Source organism: Limnohabitans sp. Hippo4, from assembly GCF_003063605.1.
Taxonomy (GTDB): Bacteria; Pseudomonadota; Gammaproteobacteria; order Burkholderiales; family Burkholderiaceae_C; genus Limnohabitans_A.
Genome location: NZ_NESE01000001.1, coordinates 179,125 through 198,381, shown reverse-complemented (window position 1 = coordinate 198,381; position 19,257 = coordinate 179,125). Strand labels below are relative to the sequence as shown.

Sequence of the window (19,257 nt, the reverse complement as noted above, 5' to 3'; positions counted from 1 at the left end):
AAACCTCAATTATGAACTTCAAATTACAAACACTTTCCTTGGCAGCTGCTGCCAAATCTTCGACGGACACCCTGATTGTCCTCATTTCTAAGCACTTTAAAGCAGGGAAAGACCCTCTTTCTGACTTGATTGGCAAAGCCATCAAGGCCAAGGACCTGTCAGCCGAGGCGGGGAAACTGCTCAATGCCTACGCGTTACCTGGCGTGAAGGCCGCCAAGATTCTGATGGTCGGAATAGGCGAAGCCCGTGCGGCCGACGTAAAAACAGCGGTGGCGGCTGTTGCTGCGCATCTCAAAACAGCAAAAACAGCCAATGCGGTGATGGTTTTTTCAGAAGCGACGACCGCAGAGGCCCTGCAATCCGCGGTGCTGACTTTGGCGGATTCAACCTATGTTTACACAAGCACAAAATCGAATCCAGTAGCGCGTCACTTAAAACAAGTTGACTTGGGCCTTGTGGGCGCCAATGCCACGCTTCAGCATGCCTTTGCAACAAGCATTGCCATGGTGCAAGGCATCGAATTCGCAAAAGAATGGGCCAATCGGCCAGCCAACCACGCCACCCCCACACTGTTAGCGAAGGCGGCACAAACTTTGGCCAAAGCGAGTCATATCTCCTGTGAAGTCCTCGGCCCCAAGGAAGTGGCCAAATTGGGCATGGGATCCTTCATGGCTGTGGCTCAGGGTTCGGCCGAACCTCTGCGTTTCATCGTGTTGAAATACCAAGGCGCTGCCAAAACCGAAGCGCCGACCGTCTTGGTTGGCAAAGGCATTACCTTTGACACAGGGGGTATTTCACTGAAGCCGGCGCCAGAAATGGATGAGATGAAGTTTGACATGGGCGGCGCAGCCAGCGTACTTGGCGTATTCAAGTCACTCAGTATTTTGAAACCAGCGGTCAATGTGGTTGGCCTCATTCCTGCCTGCGAAAACATGCCCGATGGCACAGCCATCAAGCCTGGTGATGTCGTGACCAGCATGAGCGGTCAAACCATCGAGATTTTGAACACAGACGCTGAAGGGCGACTGATTTTGTGCGACGCCTTAACGTACGCAGAGCGCTTTAAACCCAAGGCGGTGATTGACATTGCCACTCTGACGGGTGCCTGCGTGATTGCGCTAGGCGCTGTTCGATCTGGCCTCTTTGCCACAGAAGATGCCCTGGCAGATGCTTTGCAAAAAGCTGGCGATGACGCCATGGACCTGTGCTGGAGAATGCCTCTAGATGACGAATATGCAGAGGCTTTGAAGAGCAACTTTGCCGATGTCGCCAATGTGGGTGGTCGACCCGGTGGCGCCATCATTGGTGCCAAATTTTTGCACCGCTTTGCTCAAAAATACCCTTGGGCCCACTTGGACATTGCCGCAACGGCGTGGAAGGGTGGCGCGGCCAAAGGCGCTACAGGGCGTCCAGTTGGCCTCTTGCTGAACTATGTGTTGTCTCAAGAAACCACAGGCAAGACCAAAGCGCGCGCCAAGTAAATCAATGAGATTTGCAAATGACGCAAGTTGACTTTCATTTCAATGCGCCCGACAAATGGCTGTACCTCAGCCGTTTGTTGCGCAAAGCCAATGCGCAAGGAAAACGTGTGGGTGTTTGGGGTGAGTCCGCAAAGATTCAGCGTCTCAATCAAGATTTGTGGCAGCTGGGGCCAACTGATTTTGTGCCCCATTGTTGGATCAGCGAAGCCCCCGAATGTGTTGATCGTTCAACTGTTGTCATGGCTGAAAATTGGGTCCAACTTCGGAGCTTGCAAGGCTTTGATGTTTATTTAAATTTGAATCATTCTGTCCCACATGATTTGAACCAAGTGCCTCGATTGATTGAGGTGGTCGGCCCTGACGATGAGGACAAAGCCTCAGCAAGACAGCGCTGGAAGCACTACACCCAACTTGGATTTCAAATCAATCGTTACGATTTGGCGAGCAGCGGACCCGCCTGAGCTTGGTTTTGTCAAAAAAGTGCCTTTATTCATGAAAAGCCTCTTTGACAGCCCCCATTTTTGCGGTATTGTTACGCCTTGCTTGATTGAAGCAAATCCACTTTAATTTCGGAGCTTTGAATGAACTTGTCTTCCCTTAAGACCCCTCTGACAGCTGTTGCTGTAGCCGCTGTTGCTTTGACACTTGTTGCCTGTGGCAAAAAAGGTGGTGATGACGCTCAAGTCATCAAAATCGGTCACGTTGGCCCTACCAGCGGTGCCATTGCCCACTTGGGTAAAGACAATGAAAACGGCGCCAAAATGGCGATCGAAGAGTTGAATGCAGCTGGCATCAAAATTGGCGACAAAGCTGTCAAATTTGAATTGTTGGCAGAAGACGATGCAGCCGATCCTAAGCAAGGTACTGCAGCTGCTCAAAAATTGGTCGATGCCAAAGTTCAAGGCGTGATCGGTCACCTCAATTCTGGTACCACCATTCCTGCATCACAGTTGTACAACGCAGCTGGCATTCCCCAAATTTCTCCCTCCGCTACAAACCCCAAGTACACACGCCAAGGTTACGCTGGTGCTTTCCGCGTTGTGGCTGACGACGTGCACTTGGGTGGCACATTGGGCAAGTACGCTGTTGAAACACTCAAAGGCAAAAACATTGCCGTGATCGACGACCGTACTGCTTACGGCCAAGGCGTTGCAGAAGAATTCGAAAAAGCAGTCAAAGCGGCTGGTGGCAACTTGGTGGGTCACGAGTTCACAACTGACAAAGCTTCTGACTTCAATTCCATTCTGACCACACTCAAAGGCAAAAAGCCTGACGTCGTGTTCTTCGGTGGCATGGACGCTGTTGCGGGCCCCATGCTCAAGCAAATGAAACAACTGGGCATCAACGCCAAGTTCATGGGTGGCGACGGCATCTGCACTTCAGAATTGGCCAAATTGGCTGCTGAAGGCATGTCCGACGAAAACGTTTTCTGCGCTGAAGCCGGTGGTGTTGAAGGCGAACAAAAAGCTGGCATGGACAAGTTCCGTGCTGACTTCAAAGCCAAGTTCAACGCTGACGTGCAGGTGTACGCACCTTACGTTTATGACGCTGTGAAAGTCATGGCACAAGCCATGGTGACGGCCGGTTCTTCCGATCCAGCCAAGTACTTGCCCGCTTTGAAAGCGATCAACTACAAAGGCGTCACTGGCAACATCGCATTTGACGAAAAAGGCGACATCAAAAACGGCGCTTTGACTTTGTACACTTACAAAGGTGGCAAGCGCGAACAAATCGCTGTGGTTCGTTAAGCCATAGCCGGCTCAAAAAAGTAGGGCCTTCAAGCCCTACTTTTTGCACCTATCAAGCCCCGACACTGTCGGGGCTTTTTTGTTGGATCTTGGCTGCTGATCAGGCCAATCCGCGTTTGGTTAACAAGGGTGTCACAGTGGGCGCACGGCCTCTGAACGCAATGTAGGCTTGCATTGGATCTTGCTTGTTGCCCGCTGAGTAAATGTGCTCGTAAAGCTTGTGGGCTGGTTCGGGTGCAAACAAATCACCTGCTTCCAAAAAGGCGTCAAAGCCATCAGCGTCCAAAACTTCTGCCCACATGTAAACGTAATAGGCAGATGCATAACTGTTGGATGAAAACAGGTGAGAGAAATGCGGCAAGCGATGGCGCATGCCAATGGCCGGTGGCATGTCGATGGCCTTCAGCGTGCGGGCTTCAAAGTCCTTGAAGTTCAAAGCGTCTAGGTCGGTGGTTTCATGCAAAGCCAGGTCTACCAGCGCAGAGGAAACATACTCGACTGTTGAAAAGCCTTGGTTGAAAGTTTGAGCATCCAAAATCTTTTGAATCAAGTCATCGGGCATGGCATGGCCGGTTTCAGCATGCAACGCAAATTCCTTCAAAATTTGAGGCTGCATCAACCAGTTTTCGTAGACCTGAGAAGGAAATTCGACAAAGTCTCGCAACACACTGGTGCCAGACAATCTTGGAAAACGCACTTGTGACAACAGACCGTGCAAGCCATGTCCAAATTCATGGAACAAGGTTCTGGCGTCATCCAGGCTAAGCAAGGTGGGTTGACCTTCGGGGCCTTGGGAGAAGTTGTTGTTGTTCACAACAATCGGCCTGACCGACGTACTGAGGTGCATCGGATCACGGTAGGTGCTCATCCACGCGCCAGACCGTTTGGTGTTGCGCGCAAAGTTGTCGCTTAAGAACAAACCCACATGTTGGCCGTTGGCATCTGTGACTTCCCAGCCCGTCACAGTGTCATGGTACTTGGCAATGTTGTTGACTTCTTTGAAATTCACGCCAAACAAACGGTTGGCCACATGAAACATGGCTTGCATCAGTTTGTGCAGTTGCAAATAGGGCTTGATTTCAGCTTCGTTCAAATCAAATTTTTCTTTTCGGACACGTTCTGTCCAGAAGTGCCAGTCCCAAGCTTCAAGGTCATTCAAGCCAGATAGTTTTTTCAAGTCTTCACGTTCTTGCAAAGCTTTCAAGCGAGCGGGTTGCCAGACGCGCATCAGCAAGTCGCGCGCTTGTTGGGCGCTACCTGCCATGGTGTCTGCCAGTGCATATTCCGAAAAATCTTTGTAACCCAGTAGCCGAGCCTGCGCCAATCGCAGCTTGAGAATTTCCTTCATGATGGGCTCGTTGTTGTGCGCACCCGCATGCTCACCCCGCTGGCACCATGCGTTCCACATGGTTTTGCGAAGGTCCCGTCGCTCCGAAAACGTCATGAAGGGCGTGATGGAAGATCGCGACAAAGTGAAAGCATGTGCGTTGGGTTCTGTCAGACCTCTGTCTTTTGCAAGTTTTTGTGCAGATTGACGCACAAAGGAAGGCAGGCCTTGAAGCTCCTCGTCTTTGGTGAGTGTGAGGCAAAAGCTGGACTCATCCGCCAAAACATTTTGCGAGAACTGTGTAAACAGACTGGCCAACTTTTCGCTGTTTTGAGCGAAGCTTTCGCGGTCTTTTGCTTGGAGCTTGGCACCTGCTCGCACAAAGTCCAAGTGATAACGTTCAATCAAACGAATGCTTTCAGCATCCAATTGAAGCTGATGTTTGGTTTGATTCAGTGCATCAATGCGCTGAAAGAGGGCTGCATTCAGGTACAGCGCGGCACTGTGCGCGGCCAATTTGGGCGCTAGATTTCTTTCAAGGCTTTGAATGTCAGGCGAGCTGTGGGAGGCGCTGAGGTTGAAAAAAACATTGGAGGTTTGATTCAACAAATCGCCACTGGCTTCAAGCGCAATCAATGTGTTTTCAAACGTTGGGGGTTCTGAATTGTTAGAAATGGCGGCAATTTCTGCCTGATGCTGCAACAAGGCTTTGTCAAAGGCTTCTTCAAAATGAGACGCTTGAATCGACTCAAAGGGGGGCATGCCAAAAGGCGTTTGCCATGTTTGCAATAAAGGATTGGTCATGTCAGTATTTTGATGAGTGCGAACGGAATTTTGACTTTAAGGGTTTACCTGAGGTGTGGGGCAAAGCCCCTTAAATAGCCCTTCAATTTTAAAAAGTTCAAGGGAACTTCTTTGAATTAGATTATTCTCCAGGGCTGAATAATTTGACCCATTATCGGTGTCTGAATCTGTGTCTTAACATTGTTGTAGAGGATGGCTGTGGAGTTTTCGACGCGATTAGATCTATTGGATCAATGGGGCATGCTTTTGAAACTGAAATTCAAAAAACACCTGTCTTTCTTAGGCCTGGTAGGGCTTTGTTGCGCGCAATTGGCCTTTGCCAATCCAGGGCCAAATCCCAAAGCCAATCCTGCGGATCCAGACAAGGTTCTGAAAATTGCATTCCCAAGCACCGAAACTGGATTTGATCCCGTTCGTGTCAATGATCTGTATTCCAACACCATTACCGCAGCAATTTTCCAGCCCCTGGTGACATACGACTGGATGGCCATGCCGACGCGCATTGTTCCGCACGCTGCAGAAGCCATGCCAGAGGTTTCTGCTGATGGCAGAACTTACACCTTCAAAGTCAAGAAGGGCTTGTTTTTTACGCCCCATGAAGCCTTCAAGGGCCAACGCCGTGAGTTGATCGCGCAAGATTTTGTCTACACCTTGTTAAGGCACGCAGACCCTAAAAACAGAAGTCCCCAAGTCTCAGATTTCGATGACAAAATTTTCGGCTTTGCGGATGCCCGCAAAAAAGCTGTTGCCAGCGGCAAATTTGATTATGACCAACGTCATCCTGGCATTTATGTCATTGATCGTTACACCTTGGCCATTCAACTGAACCAACCCGATCGCAATTTTCTTTCCCTCTTGACCAATCCCTTTGCCGGCGGCATGGCGCGAGAAGTGGTGGAGAAATATGGATTTGAAGAGTTGATGGCCAATCCGGTGGGCACGGGCCCTTACATCCTCGAAAAATGGGTCCGTGGTTCCAAGATCATTCTCAAAGCCAACCCAGAGTACCCTGGCTTTGTTTGGGATTTTGAACCGCCTGCTAACAACCCTGTAGAGCTGCGCATTGCCAGTCAAATGCAAGGTCGCAAAATGCCTCAAGTGGGTCGCGTTGAGGTGAGCATCATTGAAGAGCCGCAATCGATGTGGTTGGCCTTCAGTGGTAAAGAAATTGACGTGGTGGCGGTGCCGCCTTCCTTCATCGAAAAAGCTTTAACGCCCAAAAATGATTTGCAGCAAACATGGGTGGCGCAAGGCGTCAACATGTACAGAAGTGTTGAGCCCGACATTCGCTACCAATTCTTCAACATGAAAGACCCTGTCATTGGGGGTTACACACCCGAGAAGATTGCGCTGCGACGTGCCATCATCATGGGCTTTGATGTGGATGAAGAAATTCGGGTAATTCGCAAAGGTCAAGCAGTGAAAGCGCAGCAAATGGTGTCGCCCGTGATTGCGGGTCACGACCCCAATTACAAAAGCTTGGTGAAATTCAGCCCTCTGTCTGCCAATGCACTTCTTGACGAGTTTGGCTACAAGAAAGACGCCAAAGGCTACCGCAGCATGCCCGATGGCAAGCCCTTGGTCTTCACCATTTATTCCTCGACTTCTTCCATTGACCGTGAGCGCGATGAACTTTGGAAAAAATCCATGGACCGCATTGGCATTCGGCTCAAAGTCAAAAAAGACAAGTTTCCAGAAATGCTGAAGCAGGGGAAGCAGTGCGCCATTCCATCCTGGGCATTGGGTTGGACGCGTTCATCTGAAGCCGAGTTTGTGATGAAGTTGCTGTACTCCAAAACCATTGGGCAAAACAATTACGCATGCTTTGAAAATGCCGAATACGACGCCAACTTTGAAAAGCTCAAACGTTTGCCAGATGGTCCTGAACGAACCAAAGTTCTGCACAACTTGTACCGTTTGATGGAAGTCAATGGTGTGTTGGGTCTCAGTTCAACTGGCATTGCCACACGCCTCAGTCATCAGCGTGTGGAGGGCTACCGCAAACACCCCTTGATCTTGGGTGATTGGATTTACTATGACATTCAAAAACCTTAAGAGGGATTGAGCATGAGTGCCTACATCCTTCGCCGTTTATGGCAAATGATTCCCACTTTGGCGGGTGTTATTTTGCTGGTTTTTTTCTTGTTCAATTGGATCGGTGGTGACCCGGCCTACGTGTTGGCTGGCTTGTTTTCCAATCAAGAGCAAATTGACAGCATCCGCGCAGAATTGGGCTTGGACCAACCCTTGCACATCCAGTTGTGGATCTTCGTCCAACAAGTGGCCACATTTAATTTCGGCAACAGTTGGACCACTGGGGAATCGGTGGCCGATATTTTTGCCACACGCCTGCCCGCGTCACTGACCTTGATGGCGCCTTTGCTGGTCATTGAAACACTGATCGCTTTGGTGCTGGCTGTAGGATTGGCATGGGTCCGTGGATCTTCGATCGATCGTGGCACCATGGTCGTTTTCACGGCGCTGATGTCGGTCAGTATTTTGGTCTTTATCATTCTGGGCCAATATGTGTTGGCTTATCGATTGGGTTGGTTCCCAGTGCAAGGTTGGAGTGACAACTACTGGAAAAACATCACAACCTATGCGCCACTTCCCATCCTGTTGGGCTTGTTGGTCAGCATTGCGCCCAATACGCGATTGTTCAGAAGCTTTGTGCTCGATGAGGTTGACCAAGATTACGTTCGCACTGCGCGCGCCAAAGGCTTGTCTGAGCCTCGGGTGATGTTCATCCATGTGCTGCGCAACGCGCTGATCCCTGTGATCACGTTTGTCATTTCAAACTTGCCAGGTTTGTTGCTGGGAGCGTTTTTGTTAGAGCGCTTCTTTGGCATTCCTGGTGTGGGACGTGAAATCATTTTGGCGGTCGAACGCAGCGACTTTCCGGTCATCAAGGCCGTCACGATTTATGTGGCCATTGCCACCATGGTCTTCAACTTGATCGGCGACGTTCTCTATCGCATCACGGACCCACGCGTTCAGCTTCGCTGATGCATCATTGAATTTCATTTTTGTATGCAAACATCTATTTCAAACGCGGTTGCTGTACCGCAGATCGCCGCCAGTGAAGGTGCTTGGGCCTTAGCTTGGCGCCGTTTCAAGTCAGACAAAGTAGGGGTCTGGAGTGGCATCACCGTTGTCCTCAGTTTGCTGCTGGTCTTGTCGACCTTGTTGGGCTCTGTTGCACACGATTGGGAAAAAGAGGTGGCCGTCAGTCATGCACCACCTTCTTGGGCGCTGGGCGACATTCAATCAGCAAACAACGCCAAATCAATGCCAGAAGTTGTGCTGTATGAACCTACACCCACTGACATCGTCGATCCTATTGCCGCCCAATGGGAGTCCGCTCAAAAAGCCGTGAAGCCCAGTGGTGACAAAGTCAATGCATTGGCCACCAGCTTGCCAATGGGGTCTGACAAATGGGGCAGGGATGTGCTGTCGAAAACCATCAAAGGCGCTGAAACCAGTATTTTGGTGGGATTGGCCGCAGCGCTCATGGCAACCGTCTTGGGTTCTGTGTTGGGTGCGGTATCGGGATGGTACGGCGGCATCGTGGATGATTTGAGCAATTGGCTGTACAACGTATTTCACTCCATTCCAGGCATCTTGTTGATCTTGGCAATTGCCGCTGTCCTCAATACCAAAGGCACCATGGCTGTGGTCATCATTTTAGGGACAACGGGTTGGACTGGTACATATCGACTGATGCGTGGGGAATATCTGAAGCATCGAAACCGTGATTATGTGAGGGCGGCAGACGCCATTGGCGCATCCAACAACCGCCGCATGTTTGTGCACATTTTGCCCAATGTCAGTCACGTGATCTTGGTCCAATTTTCGTTGCTGACTGTTTCATGCATCAAAGCCGAAGTCATTTTGTCGTTCTTAGGTTTTGGCGTACCAGTGGATGGTGTGTCATGGGGCACCATGTTGACGGAAGCCCAAAATGACTTGCTGGTTGGCATTTGGTGGCAATTGCTGGCAGCAACATTGGCCATGTCGATTTTTGTGACTGCCTTGTCACTGCTGACAGACTCACTGCGGGATGCACTCGATCCCAAAGTGATTCATTGAGACGATATTGAGAGACTATTTCAAGCATGGCTACACGTCGCACACCCCCACCCATTGCCAACATCTCCGACAATTTGTTGGAGGTTAAAAATCTCACAGTTGATTTCATCAGTGCATCCAAAGCACCGGTCAGAGCTGTCGAAGAAGTTTCTTTCGTCATTCCACGTGAACGCACTGTGGCCTTGGTCGGTGAATCTGGAAGTGGCAAGTCTGTCAGCGCCTTGGCCATCATGGGGCTCTTGCCAAGTCAAAATGCCAAGGTGGCGATTCACTCCAAAATTGACTACGACGGACGCTCCTTGTTGAATCTCAGCCGCCCCGAGTGGCAGTTGATTCGCGGTTCTCGAATCGCCATGATTTTCCAAGATCCCATGACGTCGCTCAACCCTGTTTACACCGTGGGTTATCAGCTGGCTGAAATGCTCCGAATTCACAAGCGCATCAGCGGCAAAGAAGCCTTAAGCCGTGCGCGCGACTTGCTGGAGGAGGTGGGTATTCCAGAACCGCAGAAACGCATCCATGCGTATCCGCATGAATTGTCAGGTGGACAGCAGCAACGCGTCATGATTGCCATGGCCTTGGCTTGTGAGCCAGAGTTGTTGATTGCAGACGAACCCACCACAGCGCTGGATGTCACTGTGCAGCGTCAAATCATGATGCTGTTGGCTGAACTGCGCGAGCGACGCCGAATGGCCATGTTGTTCATTACCCATGACCTTGGCTTGGTCAGTGAAGTGGCCGATCATGCAGTGGTAATGCGCAAAGGGACGGTTCGTGAAGCCGGTCCCGTTAAAACCATTTTCAGTGCGCCTCAAGATCCCTACACCAAGGCCTTGCTCAGTTGCAGACCCAGTGCAGAACGACAAGGCAAACGTTTGTTAACCATTGATGATTGGATGTCGGCCCAACCCACCTCTCATCTACCTCAAAACAATTCAGACAATCCTGAAATTGTGACCATCACAGCCTCTGCAGCGGATGCTCCCATGAGTGCATCTGAGCATGCTTTGCTTGAAGTTCAAAATTTACGCAAAGTATTCAAACGTTCTGGCGATTGGTTCAAGAGTGATGATTTCGTCGCCGTTGAAGATGTCAGCTTCAAACTACAGCGCGGTCAAACGGTTGGTTTGGTGGGGGAGTCGGGCTCTGGCAAAACAACGGTGGGGCTGTGTTTGTTGCGCTTGCATGAAGCCACGGCAGGCAAGGTGCTGTTTGATGGTCAGAACTTGCTAGAGATGTCGAATCAGGCGTTTGCCAAGTACAAGCGTCGTCTTCAAATTGTTTTTCAGAATCCTTATGCATCTTTAAACCCAAGGTTTACCGTGGGTGAAATTTTGAGCGAGCCCATGCAGTTGCACGGCATTGGCGCTGGTTCTGCCGATTGGGAAAAGCAATCTTTGGCGCTGCTAGACAAAGTTGGCATGCCTGCGTCAGCGCTGAAGCGCTATCCCTTTGAGTTCTCAGGTGGCCAGCGTCAGCGGATTGCCATTGCGCGTTCGCTCAGCTTGTCACCAGAGGTGGTGATCTTGGATGAGGCCGTGTCGGCTTTGGATGTTTCTGTCCAAGCGCAGGTTTTGAATCTGTTGAAGGACTTGCAAAAAGACCTTGGGCTCAGCTATTTGTTCATATCGCACGATTTGGAAGTGGTGCGTTACATGTCTGACACTTTGTTGGTGATGAACAAGGGTCAAGTGGTGGAGCAAGGTGATGCGCTAAGCATTTATGCCAAGCCGCAGCACAGTTACACACAAACCCTGCTGGCCGCCGTTCCCAAAGTTCAGCACGCGATGGCTGTTTAAGCACTTTTTGCTTCTGGCAAGGCCTTAAGGCTTTTCAAATAAGGCCTTGAATAGGCGATCAGTACCACCAGAAGCGTGCCTGCGCCTGCTGCGCCGAGTGAGCTTCGCATGCCCCAGTGTTCGGCCATCCAGCCTCCCAAAATGGCGCCAGGACCTGCTGGTAGCAAAATCAACCAACGCATGGTGGTGGTCATGCGGCCTAAGAGTTCTGTTGGCGTAAATGATTGCCGAAGCGATAAGAAATTCACAAACAGCAAGGTGGCGCCCCAACTGAAACAAAGAAGCATCCAAGAGAACAAAAACAAACTTGGCAAGTAACTTTCTAGGGCCAACAAGCTGATCCATCCAAACGATGTGATGGCGATTCCCAAGATGAGCGCGGGTCCAGGACCAAAGCGCGATGACAATTTGGGCCCCGCCATGCCGCCCAACACAGAACCAATGCCCAATGCGACAAAACTCATTGAGACCAAGGTTTCGTCTAAGCCTAAGTCTTTGACAGCAAAAATAATTTGAACTGACAAAGCCAATTGCGCAAAAAATTGCCAAGCACCCACTGTGGCTGCCATTTCGATGAGCATTTTTTGTGATTTGACAAAGTTCACACCTTTCATCAATTCATCTTTGAATGATCGGTCTTTCCAGGTGGACCGAGGTGGAACTACTTCGTGAATTCGGATGCCACGCAACATCACCACCGAGCCTATCAAAAGCAAAGCATCCATGACCAACGCCAAGGGCGCACCAAACACGCGTATCAACAAACCTGCCATGCCAGGGCCCAGTACTTCTGCCATAGAGCCAGCAATGGCGTTTTGTGAATAGGCTTCAACCAGTTTTTCACGTCCGACAAGTTGGGTCAGAACAATTTGAGAGGCCGACCCGGCGATGGTGTAAACAGTGCCCAGTGCAAAGCTGACCGCATACATCAAGGGCATGTTGAGCATGTCCAGCGCCCACGCCAGTGGAATGAGAAGCAAGGTACAGCCCATGAAAATTTCACCGGCAATGTACAGGGGAAGTTTTTGCATGCGATCAATGAGCACGCCACCTGGCAGTGAGAGCAACACAAAGGGGGCAATTTCCATGGCCGTGAGCAGGCCCATTTGGGTGGGGCTGGCGTCTAACAGGAACACCGCTGTGAGGGGCAAAGCCAACATGGTGATTTGACCTCCCAAATTGCTGAACAAAATGGAGAGCCACATCCGTCGGTAGCCGGGAATTTGAAAGAGGGGACTGCGAAAGATGTTCAAAAGGAAAAACCCCGCTAAAACAAGGTTCTAGCGGGGTTTGAATTTGGCGGAGCAGGCGGGATTCGAACCCGCGGTGGGCTATGAACCCACACACGCTTTCCAGGCGTGCGACTTAAACCACTCATCCACCGCTCCGAAGCCCGCAAGTATAGCAGTTTAGAGGCACATTCTTGACCCAAACCGCTTCTGATGGCCCGTTTATTCATTACACTTCGCCCCTGTTGTCCAATTTTTGACCCAAGGCAGGTCCCCTATGAAATTTCGTTTTCCGATCGTCATCATCGATGAAGACTACCGCTCTGAGAACACCTCAGGTTTGGGTATCCGTGCCTTGGCTCAGGCCATTGAAACCGAGGGCTTTGAAGTCTTGGGTGTGACCAGTTATGGTGACTTGTCACAGTTTGCGCAGCAGCAATCGCGTGCAAGTGCCTTCATTTTGTCGATTGACGATGAAGAGTTCACACCAGGCCCAGACCTTGACCCTGCCGTTTTAAGTTTGCGCGCCTTCATTGAAGAAGTGCGCCGTAAGAATGCAGATGTGCCCATTTACATTTACGGTGAAACCAAAACCTCGCGCCACATTCCCAATGACATCTTGCGTGAATTGCATGGTTTCATTCACATGTTTGAAGACACGCCTGAGTTTGTGTCTCGTCACATCATCCGTGAAGCCAAAAGTTATTTGGAAGGTGTTCAACCGCCATTCTTCAAAGCCCTGCTCGACTATGCAGAAGACGGCTCGTACTCATGGCACTGCCCAGGCCATTCAGGTGGTGTCGCCTTTTTGAAGAGTCCTGTAGGCCAGATGTACCACCAGTTTTATGGTGAAAACATGTTGCGTGCTGACGTCTGTAATGCTGTTGAAGAATTGGGCCAGTTGTTGGACCACAACGGCGCGATTGGCGAGAGCGAACGCAATGCGGCGCGCATCTTCAACGCCGACCACTGTTTCTTTGTGACCAATGGCACCAGCACGTCCAACAAGATGGTTTGGCACCATACCGTGGCACCTGGCGATGTGGTGGTGGTTGACCGCAACTGTCACAAATCAATTTTGCACGCCATCATCATGACTGGCGCGATTCCTGTTTTCCTTAAACCCACGCGCAACCATTACGGCATCATTGGTCCTATCCCTCAAAGTGAATTTGAAGTGAGCAACATCCAAGCCAAGATCAAGGCCAACCCCTTGCTCAAAGGCATTGATGCCAAAAAGGTCAAGCCACGCGTCATGACTCTGACGCAGTCGACCTATGACGGTGTGCTGTACAACACCGAGACCATCAAGGGCATGCTGGATGGCTATGTTGAAAACCTCCACTTTGACGAAGCTTGGTTGCCTCATGCAGCGTTCCATCCGTTTTATGGCACCTACCACGCCATGGGCAAGAAGCGCGCACGTCCCAAGAATTCTGTGGTCTATGCCACTCAATCCATTCACAAACTGTTGGCGGGTATCAGCCAAGCCAGCCATGTGTTGATTCAGGATTCTCAAAATACAAAGTTGGACAGGCACCTGTTCAATGAAGCCTATTTGATGCACACCAGCACCAGCCCTCAGTACAGCATCATTGCCAGCTGCGACGTTGCTGCGGCCATGATGGAGCCTCCTGGCGGTACAGCTTTGGTGGAAGAGAGCATCGCCGAAGCTTTGGATTTCCGCCGTGCCATGCGCAAAGTGGATGACGAGTACGGCAAAGACTGGTGGTTCAAAGTGTGGGGCCCCGAGAACTTGGTCGATGAGGGCATTGGACGCGCTGAGGACTGGATCATTCGCAGCGATTCACGCAAAAAGGGCAGCAAGTGGCATGGCTTTGGTCAGATGGCCGATGGCTTCAACATGTTAGACCCCATCAAGGCCACCATCGTGACCCCTGGTTTGAATTTGGATGGCAAGTTTGACAAGACGGGCATACCGGCTTCCGTGTTGACCAAATTCTTGACAGAGCATGGCGTGGTGGTTGAGAAGACCGGCCTTTACAGCTTCTTCATCATGTTCACCATTGGCATCACCAAAGGTCGCTGGAATTCTTTGCTGACTGCCTTGCAGCAATTCAAAGATGACTACGATCGCAACCAGCCTATGTGGCGCATCATGCCGGAGTTCTGCCAGAAGCAGCCCAAATATGAGCGCATGGGCTTGCGTGATTTGTGCCAGCACATTCACGCGCTGTACGCCAAATATGACATCGCACGCCTGACAACGGAAATGTATTTGTCCGACCTCACGCCTGCCATGACCCCGGCAGATGCCTATGCGCAAATTGCCCGTCGCAAAACAGAGCGCGTGGCCATCGATGAATTGGAAGGCCGCATCACCGTGGGATTGGTGACACCTTATCCTCCAGGTATTCCATTGTTGGTGCCCGGCGAAGTCTTCAACAAGAAGATCGTGGATTATTTGAAGTTCTCTCGTGAGTTCAATCTGCAGTGTCCTGGCTTTGAAACCGACATTCACGGTTTGGTGGAAGAGAAGGGCGAAGACGGTGTAAAGCGTTACTACGCTGATTGCGTTCGCGTCGATTGATCACTTCTGTCCTTGAATGAACTTCAAATCACGAACCCACTTATTTCTTGCTTTGATCGTGCTGCTGTCTTTGGGTGGCGGTACTTGGTATTGGCAGCATCAAAGGGCCAAAGCAGCGCCAGTCAAAGATGTCCTGGTGAAAGTATTCCAAGCCTCTGAGGTGACGCAAGCCCAATTGCAGGCGCTGTCTGGACGGATTGAAATGTCGGGGGTGTTGATTGCCTCTGAAACAGCCACATTGCGCAGTAAAACGGCAGGGACTTTGCTCCGTTTGAATGTTGCCGAAGGTCAAACGGTTCAAAAAGGCCAAATTCTGGCTGAAGTAGATATACGTGACTTAAGTTCAAGAACTGAGGAGCGTGAAGCAGCAGTGAGTTCAGCTCAACGGGCCTACCAGTTGAGCTTGTCGCAGCACAAAGCCAATCAAGAATTGTCACGACAAGGCTTTATTTCTGAAACGGCTTTGGCTTCTTCGCAGGCTAATTTGGCCGCTAATTTAGCGCAGTTGAAAGCAGCCGAGTCGGCCGCCATGGCACATTCAAAACAAGTTGCTGATGCTGCGATCACGGCACCTTTTGCCGGGGTTGTGGCACGTCGGTTGGTCAACGCAGGTGAAAAAATTTCGCCAGAACAAGAAGTGCTTCAATTGCTGAACCCAGTCCGCTTGGAGTTCAAGGCCATGGTTGACGCTGCTGCAGGTCAATTTCTCAAACCAGGCTTGAAGATGCCCGTTCAATTTGAAGGCGTCAGTCAGGCCGTTATGCTTCGTTTGGATCGCATTGGTCCTGGTAACGATGCGGGATCTCGTGCACTGCCTGTGTATCTCACGCTAGAGCAGGCAAGTTTGCCACCCATGCTTCGCCCGGGTTTGATGGGAATGGCGCAATACGCCTATGCATTAAACCAAGAGGGTTTGACCTTGCCGATCACAGCCGTCCAAGAAGAAGGTGGCAAGAGCATCGTTTGGGTCATTCAAGAGGGCGTGCTCAAACGTCAGACCGTCACGACCGGCATGAAGGATTCACAAGGTCAGCGCATTTACATTTTGGATGGCCTGAAAGCCACTGACGCTGTGTTGGCGCTTCGATTTGAGGGCCTGAAAGAGGGCACCAAGGTTGAGGTCAAGCGCTGATGTGGGTCACGCGTGTATCGATTGCAAGGCCTGTCTTTGCGGTCATGGTGATGATTGCCTTGTGTGTCTTGGGCATCTTTTCTTATGTCAAGTTGGGGGTAGAACAACTGCCTGATTTGAACTTGCCGATTGCCTATGTCGATGTGCTTTACCCAGGTGCGTCGCCGCAATCGGTGGAGGAAGAAATCACCAAAAAAATAGAAGAAGCACTCAATGGCATTGCCGGTGTGAAACGCATCACCTCACGCTCTTTCGAAGGTCGCAGCCAAACCAGTGTCGAATTCAATTTGAATGCCAACATGGCCCGTGGCATGCAAGATGTGCGGGACAAAATTGCAGCTGTGCAGGCTGCATTTCCCAAAGATGCCAAAACCCCCTTGGTTTTGCGCGTTAACAATGAGGCCTCAGAGCCTGTGGCGGTGATTGGGGTTTTGTCGCAATCCAAGACGCATCGCGATGTGTCGATGTTGGCGGAATTGCAAGTGGTTCGTCGTTTGCAACGAATTGATGGCATTGCCTTCATCAAAATTTCTGGCAATGCCACGCGAGAAATTCGCATCGACTTGAACCAACAAAAATTGCGTGCCAATGCTGTTCTTCCCATAGACATCAGCAATGCCCTCAAAGCTCAAAATCAAGATGCACCCATTGGCTTGATATCCAATGACGTTCAGGATGGCATTTTGCGAATGGAAGGTCGGTCCAAAAATTATTTGGACTTGAACGCCACCGTGGTTCAGCAACGAAGCGGATTGCCTGTGACTGTGGCAGATCTTGGCAATCTTTACCTGCGCGAAAAAGAACTTGAATCCTTGGCGCGTATCAACGGTCAGCGTGCCATCAGCATTGAAGTATTCAAACAGCAAGATGCCAACATTGTGAGCACAGGCGAGGGCATCAAAGAGGCCTTGGCTGAACTCAAGAATCAAATTCCCGCAGATGTTGAAATTCGCACAATCAGCTTGAACAGCGATTGGGTAAAGGCTTCATTGGTGGGCGTCCAAAGAACGCTGATTGAAGGCGCTTTGTTGACGGTGGCCATTGTGTTGCTTTTCTTGAAGTCTTGGCGAAGCACGGTGATCACAGGATTGACCCTGCCCATTTCGGTCATTTCCAGTTTCATCGCCGTTCAGGCTTTTGGATTCACACTCAACTTCATGACCATGATGGCTTTGTCACTGTGCATCGGCTTGCTGGTGGACGATGCCATTGTGGTGCGTGAAAACATTGTGCGGCATTTGGCCATGGGCAAATCGCATGTCCAAGCGGCTCTGGAAGGCACTCAAGAAATTGGCTTGGCCGTTTTGGCGACGACCTTTGCGATTTGTGCTGTATTTGTGCCGATGGCTTTCATGGATGGCATCACAGGTCGCTTGTTTTTCCCATTCGGAATCACGGTGGTTGTCGCAGTGATCATCTCTTTGTTGGTCAGTTTTACCTTGGATCCGATGTTGTCCAGTGTTTGGCCAGAGCCCGCCAATGCCAATTTGGACCGGGTGCCCGTGCTCGGCTATTTGATTGCGAGGGTCGATCGTTTCATGGCAGGATGCCACGCGTCTTACGAGTCTTTGGTTCACTGGATTTTTGACACTCGCAAGTTTGAACTCGTTCCAGGGTTGAGACTGTCGCATCGTGCGTTGGTGCTGTGGGGTGCGGTGTTGAGCTTGGTGATTGCATTTTTACTGACCAAAGTGGTTGGAACAGAATTCATTCCACAGACAGACCGTGGACTGATTCAAATCACCATGCGCTTGCCGGTGGGGTCTAGCTTGCCACGCAGTAGCGAAAAGTTGGCCCAAGTGGAGGCGGCCATTCGATCTGTGCCTGAAGTTGAAACGGTCGTGACCGTGATTGGTGGCAGTGATGCTGGATTTTTGGTGGGTCGAAATCAGGCGGCCGTCAACATTGTCTTAAAACCAAAACATGAACGGCAACGCACGCAAAAACAAATTGAAGAAGTTCTTCGCAAGTTGACGCAGCCCATCTCAGGCATTGAAGTGGCCATCGGCTTGGACAGGCCGATCTACATTGCGGTGTTGGGCAACGATGCCGAACGTTTGGCGCAATTCAGCAAAGACTTTTCTGAAAAGATCAAAAGCATTCCTGGCATTGTGGACGTGGACCTTTCCGTCAAGCCTGGACTGACAGCCTACAGCGTCAAACTGGATGCATTGGCCATTCGTGAACTGGGCTTGAACGCTTCGCAAGTGGCGCAGACGCTGAGAGCTTATGTCAATGGTGAAGTTGCCACAACCTGGCTGGCAGGTGATGGTGAGCAGATTCAGGTGGTTTTAAGGTTGCCTGAACTCGATCGTCAGCATTTGGTGCAAATGCACAAATTGCCCGTTGCGTACACCAAAGAAGGGCAAGCCATTGAATTGGCCAGAGTGGCTCGGATTGAACCGACCGCCAACCCAGAAGTGATCCGGCGCCAAAATTTGATGCGCCGTGAAGCCATCTTTGCTAGTGTTGAAGGCCGTCCAGCCGGCGATGTAGGCGCTGATGTTCAAGCCATGATGAAAGCAACTACACCGCCGGAAGGCATTTACTTTGATTTGCAAGGATCGACCAAAGATCAGCAAGATGCCTTCTCGGCCATCTTGAGTGCCATGTTGATGGCTGTGCTGTTCATCTACATTGTGTTGGCCAGTCAATTCAACAGTTTCAAACAGCCGATTGCCATCATGGCATCGCTGCCTTTGGCCTTGATGGGCGTGATGCTTTCTTTGTGGCTCACTCAAACCACCCTTAACTTGTTCTCCATGATTGGCATGGTGATGCTGATGGGCTTGGTGACCAAAAACGCCATTTTGTTGATCGACTTTGCCAATGAATCGCGCAAGCGAGGCTTGTCAGTGAAAGATGCATTGCTGGAAGCTGGACAAGTTCGCATGCGCCCCATCATGATGACCACCTTTGCCATGATATTTGGCATGCTGCCCTTGGCCTTGGCGCTGAACGAAGGCGGTGAATTACAAGCAGGCATGGGACGCGCCATCATTGGTGGTGTATTGACGTCTACTTTTTTAACCTTGGTGGTGGTGCCCGTGATTTACTCTTACCTTGTCAAAGACGATGCGACTTAATATTCAATTTG

Annotated in this window: 12 protein-coding genes and 1 tRNA gene; 10 read left to right on the top strand and 3 right to left on the bottom strand. The window is 50.6% G+C overall.

Annotated features, from left to right (window positions below; genetic code table 11):
* The first annotated feature begins 11 nt into the window (after positions 1 to 11).
* The 3 genes from B9Z46_RS00850 (at position 12) to B9Z46_RS00840 (ending at position 3,229) form a co-directional block, all read left to right on the top strand.
* Positions 12 to 1,481: a leucyl aminopeptidase gene (locus tag B9Z46_RS00850; protein WP_108254215.1), complete on the top strand. Its 1,470-nt coding sequence runs from the start codon at positions 12 to 14 to the stop codon at positions 1,479 to 1,481.
* 17 nt (positions 1,482 to 1,498) lie between these two features.
* Entirely contained in the window at positions 1,499 to 1,942 is a 444-nt protein-coding gene (locus B9Z46_RS00845; protein WP_108254214.1) for a DNA polymerase III subunit chi, read from the top strand.
* Positions 1,943 to 2,062: 120 nt separating this feature from the next.
* Positions 2,063 to 3,229 carry a branched-chain amino acid ABC transporter substrate-binding protein gene (locus B9Z46_RS00840; RefSeq protein ID WP_108254213.1) on the top strand — a complete coding sequence of 389 codons (1,167 nt, stop codon included), beginning with the start codon at positions 2,063 to 2,065 and terminating at the stop codon, positions 3,227 to 3,229.
* A gap of 100 nt (positions 3,230 to 3,329) precedes the next feature.
* On the opposite strand, the gene B9Z46_RS00835 is transcribed toward B9Z46_RS00840, so the two are convergent.
* Positions 3,330 to 5,360: a M3 family metallopeptidase gene (locus B9Z46_RS00835; protein ID WP_108254212.1), complete on the bottom strand. Its 2,031-nt coding sequence runs from the start codon at positions 5,358 to 5,360 to the stop codon at positions 3,330 to 3,332.
* 240 nt (positions 5,361 to 5,600) lie between these two features.
* On the opposite strand from B9Z46_RS00835, the gene B9Z46_RS00830 reads away from it, so the two are divergent.
* From B9Z46_RS00830 to B9Z46_RS00815, 4 genes are read left to right on the top strand one after another with little or no spacing between them, the layout of a single operon-like run.
* Positions 5,601 to 7,415, top strand: coding sequence for an ABC transporter substrate-binding protein (locus tag B9Z46_RS00830; protein WP_158268376.1), 1,815 nt, complete (start codon positions 5,601 to 5,603; stop codon positions 7,413 to 7,415).
* Positions 7,416 to 7,427: 12 nt separating this feature from the next.
* Positions 7,428 to 8,366, top strand: coding sequence for an ABC transporter permease (locus B9Z46_RS00825; protein WP_055360727.1), 939 nt, complete (start codon positions 7,428 to 7,430; stop codon positions 8,364 to 8,366).
* Positions 8,367 to 8,390: 24 nt separating this feature from the next.
* On the top strand, positions 8,391 to 9,449 hold the full coding sequence (locus B9Z46_RS00820; protein ID WP_055360728.1) for an ABC transporter permease: 1,059 nt from the start codon (positions 8,391 to 8,393) through the stop codon (positions 9,447 to 9,449).
* A gap of 26 nt (positions 9,450 to 9,475) precedes the next feature.
* Positions 9,476 to 11,248, top strand: coding sequence for an ABC transporter ATP-binding protein (locus tag B9Z46_RS00815; RefSeq protein WP_108254210.1), 1,773 nt, complete (start codon positions 9,476 to 9,478; stop codon positions 11,246 to 11,248).
* On the opposite strand, the gene B9Z46_RS00810 is transcribed toward B9Z46_RS00815, so the two are convergent.
* Together B9Z46_RS00810 and B9Z46_RS00805 are read right to left on the bottom strand one after the other, a co-directional pair.
* Positions 11,245 to 12,501, bottom strand: a complete 1,257-nt coding sequence (locus B9Z46_RS00810; protein WP_255416900.1) for an MFS transporter — start codon at positions 12,499 to 12,501, stop codon at positions 11,245 to 11,247. The genes B9Z46_RS00815 and B9Z46_RS00810 overlap by 4 nt on opposite strands.
* Before the next feature lie 44 nt (positions 12,502 to 12,545).
* Positions 12,546 to 12,636, bottom strand: a tRNA-Ser gene (locus tag B9Z46_RS00805).
* Positions 12,637 to 12,754: 118 nt separating this feature from the next.
* Here B9Z46_RS00805 and B9Z46_RS00800 point away from each other — a divergent pair.
* Genes B9Z46_RS00800 through B9Z46_RS00790 form a run of 3 tightly spaced genes read left to right on the top strand, consistent with a single transcriptional unit; the run spans position 12,755 to position 19,246 of the window.
* Positions 12,755 to 15,028, top strand: a complete 2,274-nt coding sequence (locus tag B9Z46_RS00800; protein ID WP_108254208.1) for an arginine/lysine/ornithine decarboxylase — start codon at positions 12,755 to 12,757, stop codon at positions 15,026 to 15,028.
* A 16-nt stretch (positions 15,029 to 15,044) separates the two neighbouring features.
* Positions 15,045 to 16,160 (top strand): efflux RND transporter periplasmic adaptor subunit, encoded by a 1,116-nt coding sequence (locus B9Z46_RS00795; protein WP_108254207.1) that lies wholly within the window; start codon positions 15,045 to 15,047, stop codon positions 16,158 to 16,160.
* Complete coding sequence (locus tag B9Z46_RS00790) at positions 16,160 to 19,246, top strand: efflux RND transporter permease subunit (protein ID WP_108254206.1); 3,087 nt, start codon at positions 16,160 to 16,162, stop codon at positions 19,244 to 19,246. The genes B9Z46_RS00795 and B9Z46_RS00790 overlap by 1 nt, the downstream gene beginning before the upstream one ends.
* Positions 19,247 to 19,257: the final 11 nt, after the last annotated feature.

What these genes read in the sequence shown, in the direction of transcription:
- B9Z46_RS00850 (WP_108254215.1), top strand. Translation starts at nt 12, where the DNA reads ATGAACTTCAAATTACAAACACTTTCCTTGGCAGCTGCTGCCAAATCT.
- B9Z46_RS00845 (WP_108254214.1), top strand. Translation starts at nt 1,499, where the DNA reads ATGACGCAAGTTGACTTTCATTTCAATGCGCCCGACAAATGGCTGTAC.
- B9Z46_RS00840 (WP_108254213.1), top strand. Translation starts at nt 2,063, where the DNA reads ATGAACTTGTCTTCCCTTAAGACCCCTCTGACAGCTGTTGCTGTAGCC.
- B9Z46_RS00835 (WP_108254212.1), bottom strand. Translation starts at nt 5,360, where the DNA reads ATGACCAATCCTTTATTGCAAACATGGCAAACGCCTTTTGGCATGCCC.
- B9Z46_RS00830 (WP_158268376.1), top strand. Translation starts at nt 5,601, where the DNA reads ATGCTTTTGAAACTGAAATTCAAAAAACACCTGTCTTTCTTAGGCCTG.
- B9Z46_RS00825 (WP_055360727.1), top strand. Translation starts at nt 7,428, where the DNA reads ATGAGTGCCTACATCCTTCGCCGTTTATGGCAAATGATTCCCACTTTG.
- B9Z46_RS00820 (WP_055360728.1), top strand. Translation starts at nt 8,391, where the DNA reads ATGCAAACATCTATTTCAAACGCGGTTGCTGTACCGCAGATCGCCGCC.
- B9Z46_RS00815 (WP_108254210.1), top strand. Translation starts at nt 9,476, where the DNA reads ATGGCTACACGTCGCACACCCCCACCCATTGCCAACATCTCCGACAAT.
- B9Z46_RS00800 (WP_108254208.1), top strand. Translation starts at nt 12,755, where the DNA reads ATGAAATTTCGTTTTCCGATCGTCATCATCGATGAAGACTACCGCTCT.
- B9Z46_RS00795 (WP_108254207.1), top strand. Translation starts at nt 15,045, where the DNA reads ATGAACTTCAAATCACGAACCCACTTATTTCTTGCTTTGATCGTGCTG.
- B9Z46_RS00790 (WP_108254206.1), top strand. Translation starts at nt 16,160, where the DNA reads ATGTGGGTCACGCGTGTATCGATTGCAAGGCCTGTCTTTGCGGTCATG.